Source organism: Pseudoalteromonas phenolica (assembly GCF_001444405.1).
GTDB classification, from domain to species: domain Bacteria; phylum Pseudomonadota; class Gammaproteobacteria; order Enterobacterales; family Alteromonadaceae; genus Pseudoalteromonas; species Pseudoalteromonas phenolica.
The window spans coordinates 2,961,794-2,979,423 of the sequence record NZ_CP013187.1 but is presented as its reverse complement, the minus strand read 5'-3'; the positions used below and the strand labels follow the sequence as shown (position 1 = coordinate 2,979,423).

The 17,630-nt window shown below is 41.7% G+C and carries 14 protein-coding genes and 4 tRNA genes; 5 read left to right on the top strand and 13 right to left on the bottom strand.

Annotated features, from left to right (window positions below; translation table 11 throughout):
• Window positions 1–166: 166 nt before the first annotated feature.
• The 5 genes from PP2015_RS13175 to PP2015_RS13155 all read right to left on the bottom strand — a co-directional run bounded on the left by PP2015_RS13175 (window position 167) and on the right by PP2015_RS13155 (window position 2,746).
• The gene (locus PP2015_RS13175) at window positions 167–2,110 is read right to left on the bottom strand and encodes an EAL domain-containing protein (RefSeq protein ID WP_058030770.1); all 1,944 of its coding nucleotides are present in this window, start codon (window positions 2,108–2,110) and stop codon (window positions 167–169) included.
• Window positions 2,111–2,378: 268 nt separating this feature from the next.
• Window positions 2,379–2,455, bottom strand: a tRNA-Asn gene (locus PP2015_RS13170).
• Window positions 2,456–2,479: 24 nt separating this feature from the next.
• Window positions 2,480–2,556: transfer RNA gene (locus PP2015_RS13165), tRNA-Asn, on the bottom strand.
• Window positions 2,557–2,572: 16 nt separating this feature from the next.
• Window positions 2,573–2,649 (bottom strand) — tRNA-Asn (locus tag PP2015_RS13160).
• Window positions 2,650–2,669: 20 nt separating this feature from the next.
• Window positions 2,670–2,746 (bottom strand) — tRNA-Asn (locus PP2015_RS13155).
• Between the two features lie 1,032 nt (window positions 2,747–3,778).
• Here PP2015_RS13155 and PP2015_RS13150 point away from each other — a divergent pair.
• From PP2015_RS13150 to PP2015_RS13140, 3 genes are read left to right on the top strand one after another with little or no spacing between them, the layout of a single operon-like run.
• Entirely contained in the window at window positions 3,779–5,161 is a 1,383-nt protein-coding gene (locus PP2015_RS13150; RefSeq protein ID WP_058030769.1) for an MATE family efflux transporter, read from the top strand.
• Window positions 5,154–7,160, top strand: a complete 2,007-nt coding sequence (gene uvrB, locus PP2015_RS13145) for an excinuclease ABC subunit UvrB (protein ID WP_058030768.1) — start codon at window positions 5,154–5,156, stop codon at window positions 7,158–7,160. Before PP2015_RS13150 ends, uvrB begins: the two co-directional genes overlap by 8 nt.
• A 39-nt stretch (window positions 7,161–7,199) precedes the next feature.
• The gene (locus tag PP2015_RS13140) at window positions 7,200–7,571 is read left to right on the top strand and encodes a DUF2237 family protein (RefSeq protein WP_058030767.1); all 372 of its coding nucleotides are present in this window, start codon (window positions 7,200–7,202) and stop codon (window positions 7,569–7,571) included.
• 73 nt (window positions 7,572–7,644) lie between these two features.
• Here the strand turns inward: PP2015_RS13140 and PP2015_RS13135 are convergent, their stop codons facing one another.
• Together PP2015_RS13135 and PP2015_RS13130 are read right to left on the bottom strand one after the other, a co-directional pair.
• The gene (locus PP2015_RS13135; protein WP_058030766.1) at window positions 7,645–8,241 is read right to left on the bottom strand and encodes a porin family protein; all 597 of its coding nucleotides are present in this window, start codon (window positions 8,239–8,241) and stop codon (window positions 7,645–7,647) included.
• Window positions 8,242–8,390: 149 nt separating this feature from the next.
• On the bottom strand, window positions 8,391–9,245 hold the full coding sequence (locus PP2015_RS13130) for a LysR substrate-binding domain-containing protein (protein ID WP_058030765.1): 855 nt from the start codon (window positions 9,243–9,245) through the stop codon (window positions 8,391–8,393).
• Window positions 9,246–9,363: 118 nt separating this feature from the next.
• Between PP2015_RS13130 and PP2015_RS13125 the strand changes: the two genes are divergently transcribed.
• The gene (locus PP2015_RS13125) at window positions 9,364–10,011 is read left to right on the top strand and encodes a glutathione S-transferase family protein (RefSeq protein WP_058030764.1); all 648 of its coding nucleotides are present in this window, start codon (window positions 9,364–9,366) and stop codon (window positions 10,009–10,011) included.
• Window positions 10,012–10,014: 3 nt separating this feature from the next.
• On the opposite strand, the gene PP2015_RS13120 is transcribed toward PP2015_RS13125, so the two are convergent.
• Genes PP2015_RS13120 through PP2015_RS13100 form a run of 5 tightly spaced genes read right to left on the bottom strand, consistent with a single transcriptional unit; the run spans window position 10,015 to window position 14,874 of the window.
• Window positions 10,015–10,479: a HugZ family pyridoxamine 5'-phosphate oxidase gene (locus tag PP2015_RS13120; protein ID WP_058030763.1), complete on the bottom strand. Its 465-nt coding sequence runs from the start codon at window positions 10,477–10,479 to the stop codon at window positions 10,015–10,017.
• A 14-nt stretch (window positions 10,480–10,493) separates the two neighbouring features.
• The gene (locus PP2015_RS13115; protein WP_058030762.1) at window positions 10,494–11,714 is read right to left on the bottom strand and encodes a sensor histidine kinase; all 1,221 of its coding nucleotides are present in this window, start codon (window positions 11,712–11,714) and stop codon (window positions 10,494–10,496) included.
• A complete protein-coding gene (locus tag PP2015_RS13110) occupies window positions 11,701–12,399 on the bottom strand; it encodes a response regulator transcription factor (protein ID WP_455430553.1) in 699 nt (232 codons plus the stop codon). The genes PP2015_RS13115 and PP2015_RS13110 overlap by 14 nt, the downstream gene beginning before the upstream one ends.
• Window positions 12,378–13,826 (bottom strand): ArnT family glycosyltransferase, encoded by a 1,449-nt coding sequence (locus PP2015_RS13105; RefSeq protein WP_083496592.1) that lies wholly within the window; start codon window positions 13,824–13,826, stop codon window positions 12,378–12,380. Before PP2015_RS13105 ends, PP2015_RS13110 begins: the two co-directional genes overlap by 22 nt.
• Window positions 13,816–14,874 (bottom strand): glycosyltransferase family 2 protein, encoded by a 1,059-nt coding sequence (locus PP2015_RS13100; RefSeq protein WP_083496591.1) that lies wholly within the window; start codon window positions 14,872–14,874, stop codon window positions 13,816–13,818. Before PP2015_RS13100 ends, PP2015_RS13105 begins: the two co-directional genes overlap by 11 nt.
• Before the next feature lie 135 nt (window positions 14,875–15,009).
• On the opposite strand from PP2015_RS13100, the gene PP2015_RS13095 reads away from it, so the two are divergent.
• The gene (locus PP2015_RS13095; RefSeq protein ID WP_058030759.1) at window positions 15,010–15,396 is read left to right on the top strand and encodes a GtrA family protein; all 387 of its coding nucleotides are present in this window, start codon (window positions 15,010–15,012) and stop codon (window positions 15,394–15,396) included.
• 23 nt (window positions 15,397–15,419) lie between these two features.
• Here PP2015_RS13095 and PP2015_RS13090 read toward each other — a convergent pair whose 3' ends face one another.
• A complete protein-coding gene (locus PP2015_RS13090; RefSeq protein ID WP_058030758.1) occupies window positions 15,420–17,621 on the bottom strand; it encodes a S9 family peptidase in 2,202 nt (733 codons plus the stop codon).
• Window positions 17,622–17,630 lie beyond the last annotated feature (9 nt).

Genomic DNA, 17,630 nt, shown 5'->3' with positions numbered 1-17,630 from the left:
GACGCCTTTTTATTGAGTGCCTAGCGATTGTTAATTTTACCAAGTTTGGCGCTGAATATCACAACAAAAACGGCAGAAATGTTTTGATAAATGGGTATTTTTGTAAAGATTTACGGATATACGCAGCGAAATCAAAAAAGGCCCTGAAAGGGCCTGGTTTTTGCTGCTATATTTCTTTGGGTTTCTCTATGTAGTAACCCTGAACACCGTCGAGGCAGAGTGTTTCGACTACGTGTTTTTCTTCTTGGTTTTCGACCCCTTCAGCAAACACACTCACACCAATTCGGTGAGCAAGATCAACCATCAAACGCATGAAGTATTGGTTATTTTTATCTTCTTCTAGACCACGGGTATAACTTGCATCCATCTTGATGAAATCAGGTTTTAAATCTCTGAAGAACTTAAATGAGGTTAAACCAACACCAAAACGCTCAACGGTGATACGCGCACCAACGCGGTGAACCATATCGATAAAGCGTTTGCTGGCTTTAATATTTTGCTGTAAACCAAACTCGCTCACTTCAAAAATCAATTTCGAAGCAATGTTGGCATCTTTTAACAAACGACGTTCTAGCCAGATCACAAATTGATCTGAGTGAGCGCTTGACGCGGTAACATTGATGCCAAAAAACTTTTCAGTGAAGTTACGGGTTTTTATTAGTTCGAGTGACGTATCTATGATCAACTTATCAATTTCAATGGCCATCTCAAGTTTTTCTGCCATGGCTAAGAAAGACGCTGTTGGCAGCATTTGATTATCTTCAGTTTTAAAGCGGGCTTGAATTTCTGCGTAGGCTTTAACATTTTTACCAATCGGCATAATGTTTTGCATCATTAAACTGACACGCTTAGATTCGATCACATCATGGATCACCTTACGCCAGTTTTGATTACCAAAGCCTGCACCAACATTATTGATGAGATCAGACTCACGTTGTATATGCCACGCATTTGCTTGTTTACTCTGGGCCATACTCATGGCGTTATCGACCACAGATAATATCTCGCCTAATGGCTTACCGGTTTCGTATGGGACAATCCCCGTATTTGCTACAGAGCTGAGTTCTTGGTTTTGCTGATATTGAGTGAATCTAGCTTGTAATGTCTCACCAAAATGTTCGGCTTCTTTTGCCGGAATGTTTGGCAAAATAACCGCAAAATCAGAACTATTTAGTCGGAATGTTTGCCCGCCAGTGTAGGTACCACAAACATGAGTAATAATCTCAGACACGGACTTTATGTACTCGTCACCTTTTTGGTAACCGCGAGTTTGGTTGATCACTTGTAGTTCACTACAACGGATCATGGCAAGGGTACCGAAAGATTTTTTACTACTTGATTCAATATGGTGCTCGTAATATTCCACGAACATGTTACGGTTGCCTAGACCAGTTACAACATCTTTATATGCTTCTTGTTTGATACTTTGTGCGGCGCTTTGAATATCTTCTTGTTTACTCTTTAAGAAGTGGGCTAAACGGTTAAATGAGGGGGCCAACTCAGCGCCAAGAGCTTGAACTTTGCTTGCATTAAAATCATTTTCGATGCTTTCTGTAACTTGATTTTGAGTGATATACATATCTACCGCATCGGCAACAGTCATACTTACGTTTCGATTTAAACGTTTGTAAATGGCTTTCATATAGAAGACAGGGATAAAAGCGAGTAGAGCTGTAATAATAAACATCATAATAACGGCTTGTTGCAGAAGCTGAGCTTGACTTTGCGCATTTATAATAAATTCAATTTTGATGTCTTTGGTCACATTTACTGCAAATTGCGGACGAATGGCATTAATATTAGATTCGATGATTTCAGCAATAAAGGGCAGGGGATTATGTGTATTCACATTTAAAACCGTATCACCATTAAAGTCTCTAACAATGAAGGTTGAAAAGACGTTGCCGTTCGCGAGTGCTTGTCGAATATGTTGAGGCGTGACCTCAGCCATGGTTTTTTCTTTAATATATTGAGTCACCATAACCTGCGCACTTTGCTGAGCTTTTGACACTGCAGAGTCAAAGCTAGTCGCAAAGAAAAATATTCCAACAAGTGAAAACAGAAGCCAAGAGATCAACTGCACAAATATAAGTTTTTTAAAGCCTGCCATTATTGTGTCTTTCAGTTCTTTTTAGTTTTATTCCAATCTGCAAATCATTTAGGCGCGATTTTGAGAACCTAAATTTTTTGAGCGCATAATTTTAGCCAAGATAATACGGTACCTTATCGTCAGGCCAATATAAAAATTGAGGAACAATCATCGCAAAATGAGCAAAATTTTAATGATTCAATTAAGCCGAACTAGCGATTTTAAAGGAAAAATTTAACAGTAGTAGGGTAGTGCAATGTGTGTGAAAAGTCTATTAGAATCTGAATATTGGCTCCCCCTCCCCGACTCGAACGGGGGACCTGCGGATTAACAGTCCGTCGCTCTAACCAACTGAGCTAAGGGGGAACAATATAAAAGAGATGGTAGTGTTGGCTCCCCCTCCCCGACTCGAACGGGGGACCTGCGGATTAACAGTCCGTCGCTCTAACCAACTGAGCTAAGGGGGAAATACACTATAACGATTGGCTCCCCCTCCCCGACTCGAACGGGGGACCTGCGGATTAACAGTCCGTCGCTCTAACCAACTGAGCTAAGGGGGAATCGTTATTATTAAGAAACTTGGCTCCCCCTCCCCGACTCGAACGGGGGACCTGCGGATTAACAGTCCGTCGCTCTAACCAACTGAGCTAAGGGGGAAGCGTGTCTCTCAACGGGGCGAAATATTAATGACCCCTTGGCAAGGTGTCAACAAATAAAATGAGAGAAAGTTAAAAAATCCGTTTATCCGCTGGTTTTATATCCGATTTGTCGATTTTTTAGTGGAAGTTCGACCATTGAAATAAAGAAAAATCCTGAAAGCCTTTTTTTGTTGTAGTTAAAATGAACAAAAATGCTTTTTTTGAACATCTAAAGTGAGATTTAGTCTTAAAGGCTTAAATTTTAACTTTTTAACTTGATCTTACTTTTATTTGTTCTATGGGATCTGGATCGCAAAAATGCAAAGTATATTGTTTGTTACATTTATTCGTTTTGTGCAGAAAATAGACATATAAAATTGTTTGATAGCATAAAATTTATGATATGTGTTTATTTGGTCTTTTAAAATAAGGGGTTACATAAAGATTCAATAACTTAAATCGCTTGTAGAACGTCTGTTTATAACAGTAAAGTTATCAACAGACGAACAAAATGATCATTTCTTGTCACATTTATGAAGTAAAGATCCTTTTCTCTTGGTGCTTTACTGATCTTTTGATCGCCCTATAAGTCTTTATTTTATTAGCTTTGTGACAGTTACCCACAGAATCTGTGGATAACATTGTTTATTAATCTTTAAAAAGTATTGCAAAGCCATATGTGTCGGGCTGTAGGGGCTTTGCAATACTTTTTGTTAAATTTTTTTATTTTAATAGAATCAATGGTTTGCTGTTTTTTGTTCTGGTTTGGGTGGTTTTTGCTCAGTACAGTATTTTTTATAGTCAAATAAGCGTCATACTTGTGCAAAAAAATCTCAGTGGCTACTAAAGCGACAGGTTAGTAAGTGCTTATAAAAGATGTTTTTGTACTTTTTTGGTGCAAAATAAGCTCTAAATTGTATTAGGGCTAAGATCTCAGAGTTGTTTTATTATTTATTGTTGATAAATGATCACGATCCTCTGGGTTTAGTTTTCATGATGATCTAGAATGCTCAATCCACTGGTCGGGCTTATCTTAAGGTTTCTATTTAATATGGCATCAGCGCAGCAGTCTCAAGTCTCCAATGACATCCTAGAAGGGGACATCCCGTCCACACTTAAACGTATGACCATTCCCATGATATTTGGCATGATCACGCTGATGATGTTCAATTTAGTCGATACTTTTTTTATTAGTATGTTAGGGACTGAAGAGCTTGCTGCCGTTAGTTTTACTTTCCCTGTTACTTTTACGGTCATCAGTCTAGCAATAGGTTTGGGCATAGGTACGTCAGCGGTGATTGCCAAAGCGTTGGGTGCTAATAAAGTAGAAGAGGCCAAGTTTGATGCCACCATTGCACTTTTATTATCAGCAGTGATGGTGTTCTTGTTGTCTTTATTTGGCTTTTTGATGATAGAGCCGATTTTCAAACTACTGGGTGCTCACGCTGAAGTCATGCCACATATATATGACTATATGTCTATTTGGTTCTTGGGCAGCGTATTCTTAATCACGCCTATGATTGGTAATTCAGTACTACGTGCCAGTGGCGATACTAAAACGCCAAGTATTATTATGGGCGCAGCAGGTTTGATAAATGCAATCCTCGACCCTTTACTTATTTTCGGTATAGGCCCATTCCCTGAGCTAGGTGTTAAAGGTGCAGCGATTGCTAGCGTGATTGCTTGGTCTGTGGCTGTAGGCATTATCTTTTATTTACTCGCAGTGAAAAAGCGCCTACTCAGTGTTAGCCCTGGAGAGCAGGGTGTTATGCAGGCAGTGAAGAAAATCCTAAAAATTGGTTTTCCTGCTGCAGGCGCGAATATGCTGACACCTATTGCCATGGCTGTTATGACAGCGATTGTCGCAACTTACGGACCTGAAGCGGTTGCGGCTTTTGGTGTAGGTAGCCGTATTGAATCTATCGCGAGTTTAGTAGTGCTTGCATTGTCGATGACATTGCCGCCTTTTGTCAGTCAAAATTATGGGGCGCAAAATTACCAGCGTGTGACAGAAGCCTATAAAACTACATTAAAGTTCGTAATGGTTTGGCAGTTTGCTATTTATATCGTATTACTTCTTTGCTCAGGCTTAATTAGTCAAACCTTTGGTGCTGAAAAAGAAGTTCAGCGTATCATTGAGCTGTTTATTTATATCATGCCATTGAGCTACGGTTTTCAAGGGGTGATCATCTTAAGCAATTCGTCATTTAATGCCCTTCACAAACCAATGAATGCATTGTTACTGAGCGTGATCAGGTTGTTTGTGTTTTTCGTACCATTCGCTTATTTAGGATCGCATTTAGCTGGTCTGAAAGGGTTATTTATTGGTGCTGCAATCGGTAATTTGGTCACAGCCATTGTGGCGTATAATTGGTTCTGCGCAAGTTTAAACCGAATGCAATCTGTGCCTGAGCAGGAATTAAAACATGACTGATGTATTTAAACTTCACTCTGAATTTTCACCAAATGGGGATCAGCCAACGGCTATCGCGCAATTGTGCGATGGCTTAGAAGCGGGCCTTGCACACCAAACTTTACTGGGTGCAACGGGTACGGGTAAAACTTTTACCATGGCGAATATAATCAGTAATCTGAATCGCCCGACCATTATTCTTGCACACAATAAAACTTTGGCGGCACAGCTCTATGGTGAGATGAAAGAGTTCTTTCCTGAAAATGCAGTCGAGTACTTTGTCTCATATTATGACTACTATCAGCCTGAAGCGTATGTGGTGGCAAGTGATACCTTTATAGAAAAAGATGCGTCGATAAATGAACACATTGAGCAAATGCGTTTATCGGCAACCAAAGCGTTATTAGAAAGACGAGACACCATTATTGTTGCGTCTGTGTCGGCCATTTATGGTCTTGGTGATCCTGATTCTTACATGCAAATGATGTTACTGCTGAAAGTCGGTGACACAGTTGATCAGCGTGACATCCTTCGTAAGTTAGCTGAGCTGCAATACACTCGTAACGACATTGATTTTAGTCGGGGTACTTATCGCGTAAGAGGAGAGGTGATCGATATCTTCCCTGCAGAATCGGACGATATTGGTGTGCGTGTTGAAATGTTCGATGATGAAATCGAACGTTTGAGCTTATTTGATCCGCTGACGGGTGCCATTGAAAAGCACATCGTTCGTGCAACTATCTATCCGAAAACCCACTATGTTACTCCCCGTGAGAAAATCCTAGATGCCATTGAAAAAATAAAAGATGAGCTAAGAGATAGAAGAAAGCGCCTTCTCGATGACAATCGCTTAGTTGAAGAGCAACGTGTTGCTCAGCGTACACAGTATGATATTGAAATGATGACCGAGCTTGGTTATTGCTCTGGCATCGAAAACTACAGCCGCTACCTTTCTGGCCGTGCGTCAGGCGAGCCGCCTCCAACTTTACTCGATTATTTGCCTGATGATGCGTTAATGATCATTGATGAGTCTCATGTGACCGTCTCTCAAGTGGGCGCCATGTATAAAGGGGATAGAAGCCGCAAAGAAAACTTAGTGGAATACGGGTTCCGTTTGCCATCGGCTATGGACAACCGACCGCTAAAATTCGATGAGTTTGAAGCAATTTCACCACAGACGATTTATGTATCAGCGACACCAGGTGATTACGAATTAGAGAAATCAAATGGCGATGTAGCAGAGCAGGTTATTCGTCCGACGGGCTTACTTGATCCTGAATTAGAAGTACGCCCAGTTGGGTCACAAGTGGACGACTTACTCTCTGAAATTTATAAACGTGTAGAGAAGAAAGAGCGCGTCTTGGTGACCACATTAACCAAGCGTATGGCTGAAGACTTAACTGATTATCTTAATGACCATGATGTGAAGGTGCGTTATTTACACTCGGACATTGATACCGTTGAGCGTATGGAAATTATCCGCGATTTACGTAAAGGCGTATTTGATGTGCTAGTGGGCATTAACTTACTTCGGGAAGGTCTGGATATGCCAGAAGTATCTCTTGTCGCAATTCTTGATGCAGACAAAGAAGGCTTCTTACGCTCTGCACGCTCTTTAATACAGACAATTGGTCGGGCGGCACGTCACTTAAATGGTAAAGCAATTTTATATGGTGATGTGATCACCAAGTCGATGAAAAAAGCCATTGAAGAAACAGAACGCCGTCGCTCAATACAAGAAGCTTATAATGAAAAACACGGCATAGTGCCAACGGCATTGAATAAGAAAATCACGGATGTTATGGATGTTGGTGAAAGTGTCGATGAGTCATCAAGCTCACCGGTATCTGCAAAAGTGGCAGAGCCTAAAGCGGGGTATCTAGATCCGAAACAAATTGCAGAGCAGATCAGCGCACTTGAAACACAAATGATGCATCATGCTAGAGAGCTAGAGTTTGAAAAAGCGGCCAAGTTACGTGATGAAATCCACCAATTACAGCAGCAATTGATCGATGCTTAGTAATTCTACGTTTTAACACTTTAAAAGAGTGAAAAGGTCATGACAGAGAAGAAAGCTCTGAATGTATTGGGCAGTGAATTACAGCTGTGTTGTAGTGATCCGTTAACCGGGTTTATGAGGGACGGGTTTTGCAACACAAATCATCTTGATATCGGTACTCACGTTGTGTGTGCAGTTGTGACAGAAGCGTTTTTAACGTTTACACGTTCAAGAGGCAATGACCTAAGCACGCCGATACCTGAGTATGGTTTTCCAGGGTTAAAACCTGGTGATGGCTGGTGTTTATGTGCATTACGCTGGAAAGAAGCATATGAAGCAGGCGTTGCGCCACCGGTAAAACTTCATGCAACCCATGAGAAAGTTCTGGACTACATACCGCTTGATGTTCTAAAAACACATAGCTTGGATTAATAAATCCATTTATCTAAAAAAGGTTAACACTGGTGTTAACCTTTTTTGTTTTTACTTTCGTTGATGAGCTGAATTAAAAACGGTAGCTTAAACCTACACCCAGTGTATAGGTATCTAGGTCACCCATATCCATGTACTGGTAAGATGCATTGATGCCGAGACCATTATTAAAATCATACTCCCAACCTAGCTCAGCAAACAAGCCTACGCCATCATCAGAATTTAGCACTTTGCTGTTTTGTTTAATGTCGTAATCGTAAAAGTTCGCACCTAACTTAGCATAAAGGCTATTGTTTTTTGTTAGGTAGTATTCACCTTTACCTGCAAACACTAAGTTACTGTACTCTAATTTATTTGCATCTAAATTAAACAGCGGCTTATCGTTATTCTTACAGGTGAATTTATTATCGTTCTCTTCAGTACATTCCCAGTCATCAGCTTCACTGCCGCCATTTAAACCGACTTCTAAAGCCAACATTGGTGAAAACTGGTAGTTATAGTAAAGATACGCTTGACCAACACCGTCACCGTCTTTACTTGAGCCTTTGTATTCTGCACCACCACCAGAAAGTTGAATACCAACTTTGTGTTTTTCTTCAGAAGCCTGAGCTTGGCCCATTAGAGTTGTTGATGATAGTAAAGCCATTAATAATAGTGCGCGAGTTTTCATTATGAACATTCCTGTTTGGTTTTGATGTGCTCATAGTAGAGCGCAAGCTTGTTAGAGTCTGTTGGAGGAATGTCAGCGGTTGTAGGCGGAATGTATGAGAATGTGAAAAAGTGTCAGATAAGATGTGTAGATATTTCAATTTTTTATATTTATGGCCAGTTTACTGAAAAAGTTCTCATAGTCTGACTGAGTTGCTCATAAATCTCGTGGGAAATAGGGTTACGCAGACTTTGACTGCGGATCAAAGCTACATTAGCACCGGGTAAAGTGGGTAACTCAGCGTTACTTAACACGCTATAGTCTGCTGTAGATATATTTGCGATTGCACCGATGGCGACACCTTGTTTTACCAAACCCAGTAAAGCCGCAAGGCTGCTACAACTTGCGACGACTTGAAAAGGAATTTTTGCTTTCATGAGTCCTTCAATGGCACCTTGGTGAAAGCGACAATCTGGTTGAAATACTGCAATTGGCAAAGGTGATTTAAGGTGAGCCGTGTGCTCAGGGTTATACACCCACACCCCTTTGTCTTGGTAAATGAGCTGGCCTTCTTCAGAGTCGGGAGAGCGGGTAATAAGCCCAAGGTCTAAATCGCCCGCATCCAATAATTGTTTGATTTTAAAACTTGGCAAACAAGTTATTCTTAAGTCCAAATTATAGAATTGCGCATGCAAGAGCTTAATCAGCTCAGGTAAAAGGTTGTCGGCATAATCATCTGGGCAACCCAGTCTGAGCAGCGTATTGCTCGCGCTGTGACGCATCGTCTGCAAAGTTTCATCATGGAGCTGCAATAGCTGCTTAGCATAGTGACTAAACTGGCGACCATCTTGGCTTAGGGTTAATAATCGACCTTGTTTTTCAAATAGGCATTTACCGACATCTTCTTCAAGCTTTTTCATCTGCATACTCACTGCAGCTTGGGTCCGATGCACCTGTTTTGCAGCGCGAGTAAAACTGCCTGTTTCTATAAAAGCTAAAAAGCTGCGCAGCGCGTCAATATCCATTATGAGTACCTATTCGAATTTCTTATAGGTTGTATAAGAATAATCAGTTAGTCAAGGTTTATAAAAATACTTACATTGACGTTCAAACAGAACAAAGCCGTTAACAAGGAAATCATTTATGCAGCTATATATCGCCAATAAAAACTACTCGACTTGGTCATTAAGAGCCTGGCTTATGCTCGAAAAATCAGGTGTTAATTTTGAAGAGACTAAGCTCAATTTAGAAACACCTGAATTTTTTAGCACGCTTAAAAATATCACGCCTACAGCGAAAGTCCCGTGTTTGGTAGATGGTGATAGCCTTGTGTGGGAGTCCCTTGCAATTTGTGAGTATATAAGTGAAACTTATTTATTAGGGAAAGGTTGGCCGAGTGAAATCAGTCAAAGGGCAAAAGCAAGAGCGCTTGCCTCTGAAATGCATGCAGGGTTTAACGCTTTACGTAACGAAATGCCGATGAATATCCGAGCGAAGCGTAAACTTGTCTTAAGCGAACAAGCAAAGCGTGATATTCAACGTATTGAGCAAATATTCACGGAGCAATATGAGCAACATCGAGGCTGGTTATTTGGTGAGTGGTCTATCGTGGATGCCATGTATGCGCCAGTGGTGTTACGTTTTCAGACTTATGGCATTGAGCTTAATGAGTTGGCAACTGCCTATATGCAGCAAGTACAGGATTGCCCCGCTTTGCAAAAGTGGATCAAAGCAGCCCTCGAAGAAACTGAATGGGTAGAAATGGATGAAGCTGGAGAAGATATTACCTAACGCTCATAATTCTCCATACGCCCATTCATCTTGTTCTAACCAAAAAATTTTGCCAAAGCCTGCGATAAAGCGGGCTCTTACCATATTCAATTCCCAAATATGAAAATCGGTTAGATCTTTATATTGCTCGCTACTTGGGAAGTGTTCTACAAATTGGGCAATTAAACCTTCACTGTCATCTCTAGCAAATTTAGTGGCCTCAGCGACGAGAGTTAAGCGCGACATTTGTGGGTCATCACAGTCTTGTTGCTCAAATACCGTTAGAGATAATTTGTTGTCATGAGACAAGTTTTTAGCGTGCTGAGCTATATCGCTAATGAATAGATAGACTTGTCCCTTGGTATTAGCAAAAAACTGTACTGTTGAACCAAACGGGAAGCCTGGCAAAGTATTTGAATGAGTAGAGAGCACCGCAATCTTAGCGTTGGTGAGTAGCTGCTTGGCTTCTATCAGGGCTTGTTCGCGCATGGCGCTCTCCTTGTTTATACAAATGTTACTTCGGCTCGACAACCTTGTTCAGGGTTACTTTGTAGTGAGAATTGCCAATGGTATTTTGCACAAATATCTTCAACAATTTGTAAACCCACACCAAACCCTTCATAGCCTCTGGGCTTTTCATCAAGTCCTATACCTGAATCTATCACGACGACACCTGATTGACTGACGAATAAATCAACTTCGCCATCAAAGGTACAGTTTATGGCATTGTCTAATAGATTATATACAAGTGTCTGCAACAGGATTGCTTCACAGTTTATCTCAAAAGGTTCTTGTAATTGCCAATTTAAAGTGACTTGATTCGCCTGGCATTTACTTTGTAGAGGTGCAATGAGCATTTCAACCCACCTATTATCGAGTGTAATTGGAGTAGGCGCTAGCTCTGACTCTCTGGCCAAACACAAAAAGGTGTGAATTAATTCATTCACGTTATCTAAGGCTTTATTAATTCCTTTCAATTGTTTATTGTCGCCATGTCGCTTTTGTAACACAGACACATTCCCCTTAATGGCCATCATAGGTGTTCGCAATTCATGGCTGACATAGCGAGTAAAGGTTTGCTCTCTATGGAGCATTTGTTTCATCCGTTGGCGATAATGGTTCACAGCCGTTTCGATGTGATAGATCTCCGCGCAACTTTTCTCATTGACAATGTCTGTATCTAAATCATCTTTGTTTTTATCGCTGATATGATGCACTAAATCCTGAAGCGGTTTTGCTAAACGGCCCGCTTGAACACGGATCAGATAAGTTGCCAGTAAAAAAAGTAAACCACCAGCACCGGCAAAAATAACCTCAACTTTTAATAAATCAGCATCACTCCACTCAATTGGGTTCACATCCTCTACGGCATAATAGGTGTGTGTCTGACCATCTAAAGCGGCTGCATATACACTAAATTCACTGTCATCATCAAACTGGAAAGTTTGCACACCTGTCCAACCCTCTGAGATAGCCGCTTGTATCTTTTGGGGTAAAGACGAGTAATCTTTGTAGAGTGTTAGGAGTGGGTTTATCTCTATCTCAGGTGTTTCGGTCGTTGCAAACTGTTTAAAATGATGGGGGGCAATAATACTGAGTCTCTGTTCACTACTTCTATTTTCGGTATACATAATGGCAGAGCTCAATACCAATGTATAAATAGAGATAAGCATAATTGCGCCGAGCCACGTTGCTCTAAAAAGTTGCTGTTTAAGAGTTTTCATCTGCGATCAACTTATAGCCAAATTTAGGCATGGTTATTAACATATCTTGCTCGAAAGGTTTATCAAGCGCTTTACGCAATTGGTAAATATGTCGGCGTAATAGATCTTGGTCGGGCACGTCATCGGGCCAAAGTGCGTGTTCAATTGCCTCTCGAGTCACTGGGTTCGGGCTTTGTTTCGCTAGTGCCAGTAAAATTTTATAGCCACTGGGATTAAGCTTGATTGACTGACCTGCTCGGCTGACTTCTCGAGTATTTAAATCAATCATTAATGAACCCACAATTAATTGTGTTTTAAAACCAATGCCTTGGGTGCGTCTGATAACCGCTTTGATCCTGGCTTCCAAGAGCATAAGGTCGAAGGGTTTAATGATGTAGTCATCCGCACCACAATTTAAGCCACCTAGCATGTCTTGCTGGGTATCTCGGGCTGTAAGCATGATGATTGGGGTATTGTTTCCATGTGCGCGTAAGCGTTTACAAATTTCGATGCCGTCGAGACCAGGCAGCATGATGTCTAAAATAATACAGTCATAGCGATTAGCGCAGGCCAATTGCAATCCCATAATGCCATTGGCTGCATAGTCTAATTCGTACTGTTCTTCTTCAAAGTAGTCGAAGATGGTCTCAGCGACTTGCTGAGAATCTTCGACCAATAAAATGCTCAACGACTTTTCTGTGTGCACGTCAGTAGAACCCCTTTTTGACTCGTGTTAATAGTTAAGCAGGTATGCGTGCTGGGTAAAGTGAGTATCTTTTTTTGTGTATGTGTCAGCACCAAATAGCTTTGTTTCTGAGTATTAAGTATGTCTGATAGTTCAGCAACTTGCTCAATTAATTGTGCTTTGCCACAACTGTAGAAGCGTGCTGAAAATGGTCGTTTTTCTATATAGAAAACAGGCACCGAAGGGCAAGGCTTCGCAATCACTTCGAGTAGTTCGATTTCAGAGTATTTACTGTGCCAGCCTTTAATGACAGCTGTGATGATTAAACTATATAGTGCTAAACACACTAGACCTATTGTCAAAAACGGCTTATCAGCCTTTGTTTGTAATACAGGCCTATTTGATACAGCTAGCAGTTTTTCATGTGAAAACACGATGGCCATCAATAGTGCAAATGCAGGTAAGCCTGGGAGCACGTAGGCAGATAAAATATTACTCGCCAGTGTAAACAACAGCATTGGTGCAATGGCCCAAGCAATCAGGTAACGATTCAGGTCTATTTTGCATAAAGCTTTTAGTTGTTTCGGTGCGGTGAGTAATTTAAAGATTAAGGTAAACGACCACGGAAAAGCCACACCTAGCCAGAATAGCCAGATAGTGCCTTTCGTTTCTAAATGAGCACTGCCATATAAGTCACCTTGCCAACCAGGTTCTAAAAAGCGTTGAATATGCTCGCCAATAATGAAGTAATTTATAAAGCCCGGCGTCTTTTGCTCAGCAAGTAAATACCATGGTGCAAAAGTTACGATAAAGACGGTGAGCCCTAACACCCAAGGTAACGATTTGATGGCATTGAATAGCTGGTTTTGCCAAATAGCCCAAACGACAAGGGCAATCCCTATGATAACAACGGCAACAGGACCTTTTATAAGCATACCTAGTCCACATGCGAAGAAGAAAACAAGGCCTGCTAGGCGGTTTTTTTCTGTATAGCAGAGCCAAAAGCTGGTCATGGCTAAAGTACTTGCAAAAAGGAGTGCCGGATCGGTCATCACCATGCTGGTGGCGACAAAAAAGCCCAGACACGTGACCAAAATAAAACTGCTATATATGGCAAGAGTGTGACCTAGAATACGTTTGGTAAAAGCGAAAAGTAATGCAACTGTTGCCGCGCCCATTAACCAATGTGCAAAGCGCGCGCTCCATTCATTGATACCAAATATCTCAAAGCTGAGAGCGGTGATCCAAGTATGGGCAGGAGGCTTGCCCCAAAACGGCACATTGATATCAAACCAAGGGGTGATCCAATCTTGGCTTTGCACCATTAATCTGGCTATCTCTGCATATCTTGCCTCTGTTGTATCGTACAGCGGATACATGCCCAATGTGAATAATCTGATTAATAGCAGTAGGGCAGTAATGACCAACAAGCAATGACTAAACCTCATGGCGCTGCTCCGCAGTGTGACAAGGTTTATAATGCTCTGTCATGACTAAGTAGATAGGTCGTTGTTTTGCTTCGGTAAACAGCCTTGCTATATATTCCCCTAGAATGCCAATCGCCAGTAATTGCACTCCACCCAAGGCGAGCATAGTGAGCATCATACTCGGGTAACCTTGTACGACTTCGCCAAATACAAGCGTCTTTATCACCACCCAAGCGGCAAAAATGAAGGCATATAAAGACACTAATGCCCCCATCCAAGTTGCAAAACGCAGCGGTTTGACACTAAACGAGGTGATCCCTGACAATGCGAGTTTGATAAGTTGAAAGTAGTTCCACTTGGTGGTGCCAGCTGCGCGTTCGGGGCGTTCAAATTCTAATGTTATTTGTTTAAAGCCGGGCCAGCTCATTAAACCTTTCATGTAGCGATTTCGCTCTGGGAGTTGTTTAATTGCCTCAACGACATTGCGAGATAATAATCTGAAGTCTCCGACATCTTCAGCAACAGGGCTGTCTGATACCCAATTTAGAAGGCGGTAATAGGCATGCGCACTGGCTATTTTGAACCAAGATTCGCCTTGACGACTTGCGCGTTTCATATTGACCACGTCAGCACCTTGTTGCCAAGCTTGTATCATTTCAGGGAGCAATTCAGGAGGGTCTTGTAAATCGGCATCAAGTAGCACCACTGCATCACCAGTTGCATGTTCGAGGCCTGCCGTAACGGCAGCTTCTTTGCCAAAGTTACGGCTCAGTTGTAAGCATCGAACATCACAGAATTGATGAGTCAGGCTTTGCAGAATTTGCCATGAGTCGTCATGACTGCCGTCATCGATATATACAAGTTCGAAATGACATTGTTTAATGCCTGCGCTCACCGAACATACTCTATGGTGAAATGCTCTGAGCACCTCTTGCTCGTTAAATACAGGCACAATGAGGCTAATAACTGGCTTGTTTTGAGTGCCTTCTTTTTGCTGTTCAATGGATACTGCTTTTTGAGATTGTGTATCACTAGAAGGGCTCAGCTTAACCAATGAAAGTGGTGTCATTTTGACTACTCCGAGTTGTTCAATACGCACAGTTTAAACAGGAGAATGTCGAAAAAATGTCGCTCAGTTGTAGACATTTTTTAGACCTGCCTTTTTGTAGTTTTTAACGGTGTTTGTCATTTTGGAGATAGGTGTTTGGGTCAGCAGTTTATTAAATTTGCCATGGTGGGGGTCCTCGGTTTTGTGGCCGACCTAGTGATATTTTATCTTCTGGTTTTTATGAATATAGAGAGTTTGCTTGCGCGGGTATGTGCTTTTTGGTGCGCCACAATAGTGACTTGGTTGGGCAATCGTCTTTTTACTTTTGCAACCTATGACTCTGGGTGGTTTAAACAACTTATTCGGCATCTATCGGTGAGCCACTTGTTTGGTATGGTAAATATCAGTGTGTTTTATTGCCTTAGTTTGATTGTGCCACTCTTTTTGGCTTTTGCGGTGGGCACGACAATAGCTATGCTAGGGAATTATACTTTTAGCAAGTTTTGGGTATTTTCTGAGAAAGATGAAAAAGCCGCAACCTGAAAGGTCACGGCTTAGCACAACTTTTACATGTTGAAGTGACGATTAAAGAAGTTTGTGATCGTCTGGTGTAAGTGTGTTTGTACTTTTTTACCACGCAAGCTGTGCTTAGACCCTGGATAAGTCATCATTTCAAATGGCTTAGCATCGTCTTGCAGTTGCTTAAATAGCTTAGTTGCGTGTGTAAATAATACGTTGTCATCGGCCATACCGTGATAGATCATCAGTGGACCTTTTAGGCCATCAGCATACGGGAATACCGCACTCATTTCGTAGCCTTTTGCATTTGTCGCAGGGTGGCCTAAATAACGCTCAGTGTAGTGTGTGTCATACAGCGCCCAATCAGTTACTGGTGCACCAGAAACACCTGCTTGGAAGTAGTCGCCAGCTTTGAACATGGTCATAAGCGCCATGTAACCACCGTAACTGTGACCATAGATACCAATGCGGTTTGCATCGACATAATCTAGTGTGCGTAAGAACTCAACGCCGCGGATCTGATCTTGTACTTCAACTTCGCCTAGATACTTGTAGATAGGATCTTCAAACTTTTTACCACGGTTGTACGAACCACGGTTATCTAATTGGAAGATCACATAACCTTGTTGCGCCATGTATTGGAAGTATAAGTTTTTGCTACGCCAGCTATTAGTTACACGTTGTGCGTGTGGACCGCCGTAAACGTTAACCATAACAGGGTGCTTCTTACCTTTTTCCATGTTCGCAGGTTTGAAGATACGGTAGTGCATTAGCTGACCATCTTCAGCTTTAAGCGTACCGTATTCTGGCTCAACTAAGTTACTTAGGTAAGGTGTAAGAGGGTGCTTGTCATCTAGCTTGTTTTCTTCTAACCAAGTGATGAAATCACCGTTCACTTTACGTAAAGCGACAGAACTTGGTTTGTTTACTGATGAGCTCTTATCGATAAAGGTTTTCGCGTCTTTTGCTACAACTACACGGTGGAAGCTACCTGGTTGAGTGATGCGAGTGATATGACCTTTTTTGAATAGCGGTACGCTGTAAAGGTGGCTTTCTAATGGCGTATCTTTACGACCAGAGAAGTAAACAATGCCTTTTTTCTCATCGATTGCCTTGATGCTTTCAACAATCCAATCACCTTTTGTGATTTGGCGAATAAGCGTGCCGTCTGTGCGATATAAGTAAAGGTGCTTAAAGCCATCGCGCTCTGAGGCCCAAACAAAATGCTTTTTGTCTTTTAAGAAGTGAAGGTCAAAGTGCAAGTTAATCCACGTATCGCTGGTTTCAGTCAGTGCCACTTTTTGTGTTTTGCGCTTGCTGTCGTAGAAACGTAATTCAAGTTTCTGCTGAGAGCGGTTCTGCCATTGGTAAGACAGTGTTTTATTGTCTTTTAGCCATTTTGCGCGGGCAATATAAATATCTTTGTCTTCGCCAAGGTCAATCCAATCCACTTTTTGATCGTTCAGCTTTACCACACCCAGTTCAATTTCTACGTTTGGTGTGCCCGTGAACGGGTAACGTTGGTTGAATAGCTTTACTTCGTCAGCGTAGATTTCATTACGAATGGCTTCTTGTACTGGGCTTTCGTCGATACGGGTGAAAGCAATTTTGCTCTCATCACCTGACCACCAGTAACCCGTCATACGGCTCATTTCTTCTTGCGCTACGAACTCAGCCATACCATTTTTAATGGTGCCGCCACCGTCTTTGCTCAATTGAATTTCTTTACCTGAACTCAACTCTAAGGCATATAGGTTTTGCTCACGAATGAACGAAACAAAGTTACCTTTTGGCGAGAAACGGGCATCGGTCTCAAACGCTTCAGTATTAGTTAGCTTACGGCTTTTGCCAGATGCGATTTGGTAGTAGTACAAGTCGCCATTAAGTGGAAAAAGTAATGCTTTACCATCCGCTGACCATTTGTATTCTAAAATACCACGACCAAAAATACGCTGACGTTCACGACGAGCTTTCTCTTCGTCAGACAAGGTTTCAGGACCTGAGAAAAGTGCTTGAGAGTCAACTAATAGGCGATTTGTGTTGTCTTTTAAGTTGTATTCCCATAAATCATAACGGTTGTAGTCATCCACTTTACCTTGTAGATAAGTAACACGACTGCCGTCAGGAGAAAACTTAAGTTGCACAGGGGCTTTACCAGCCAAACCTGGATCATCAAAAATACGCTCAAGGGTTAATGGTTGAGCAACGGCTGTGGTTGCAGCGGCCATTAACGGTAAGCTTAGCGCCATTGATTTGAA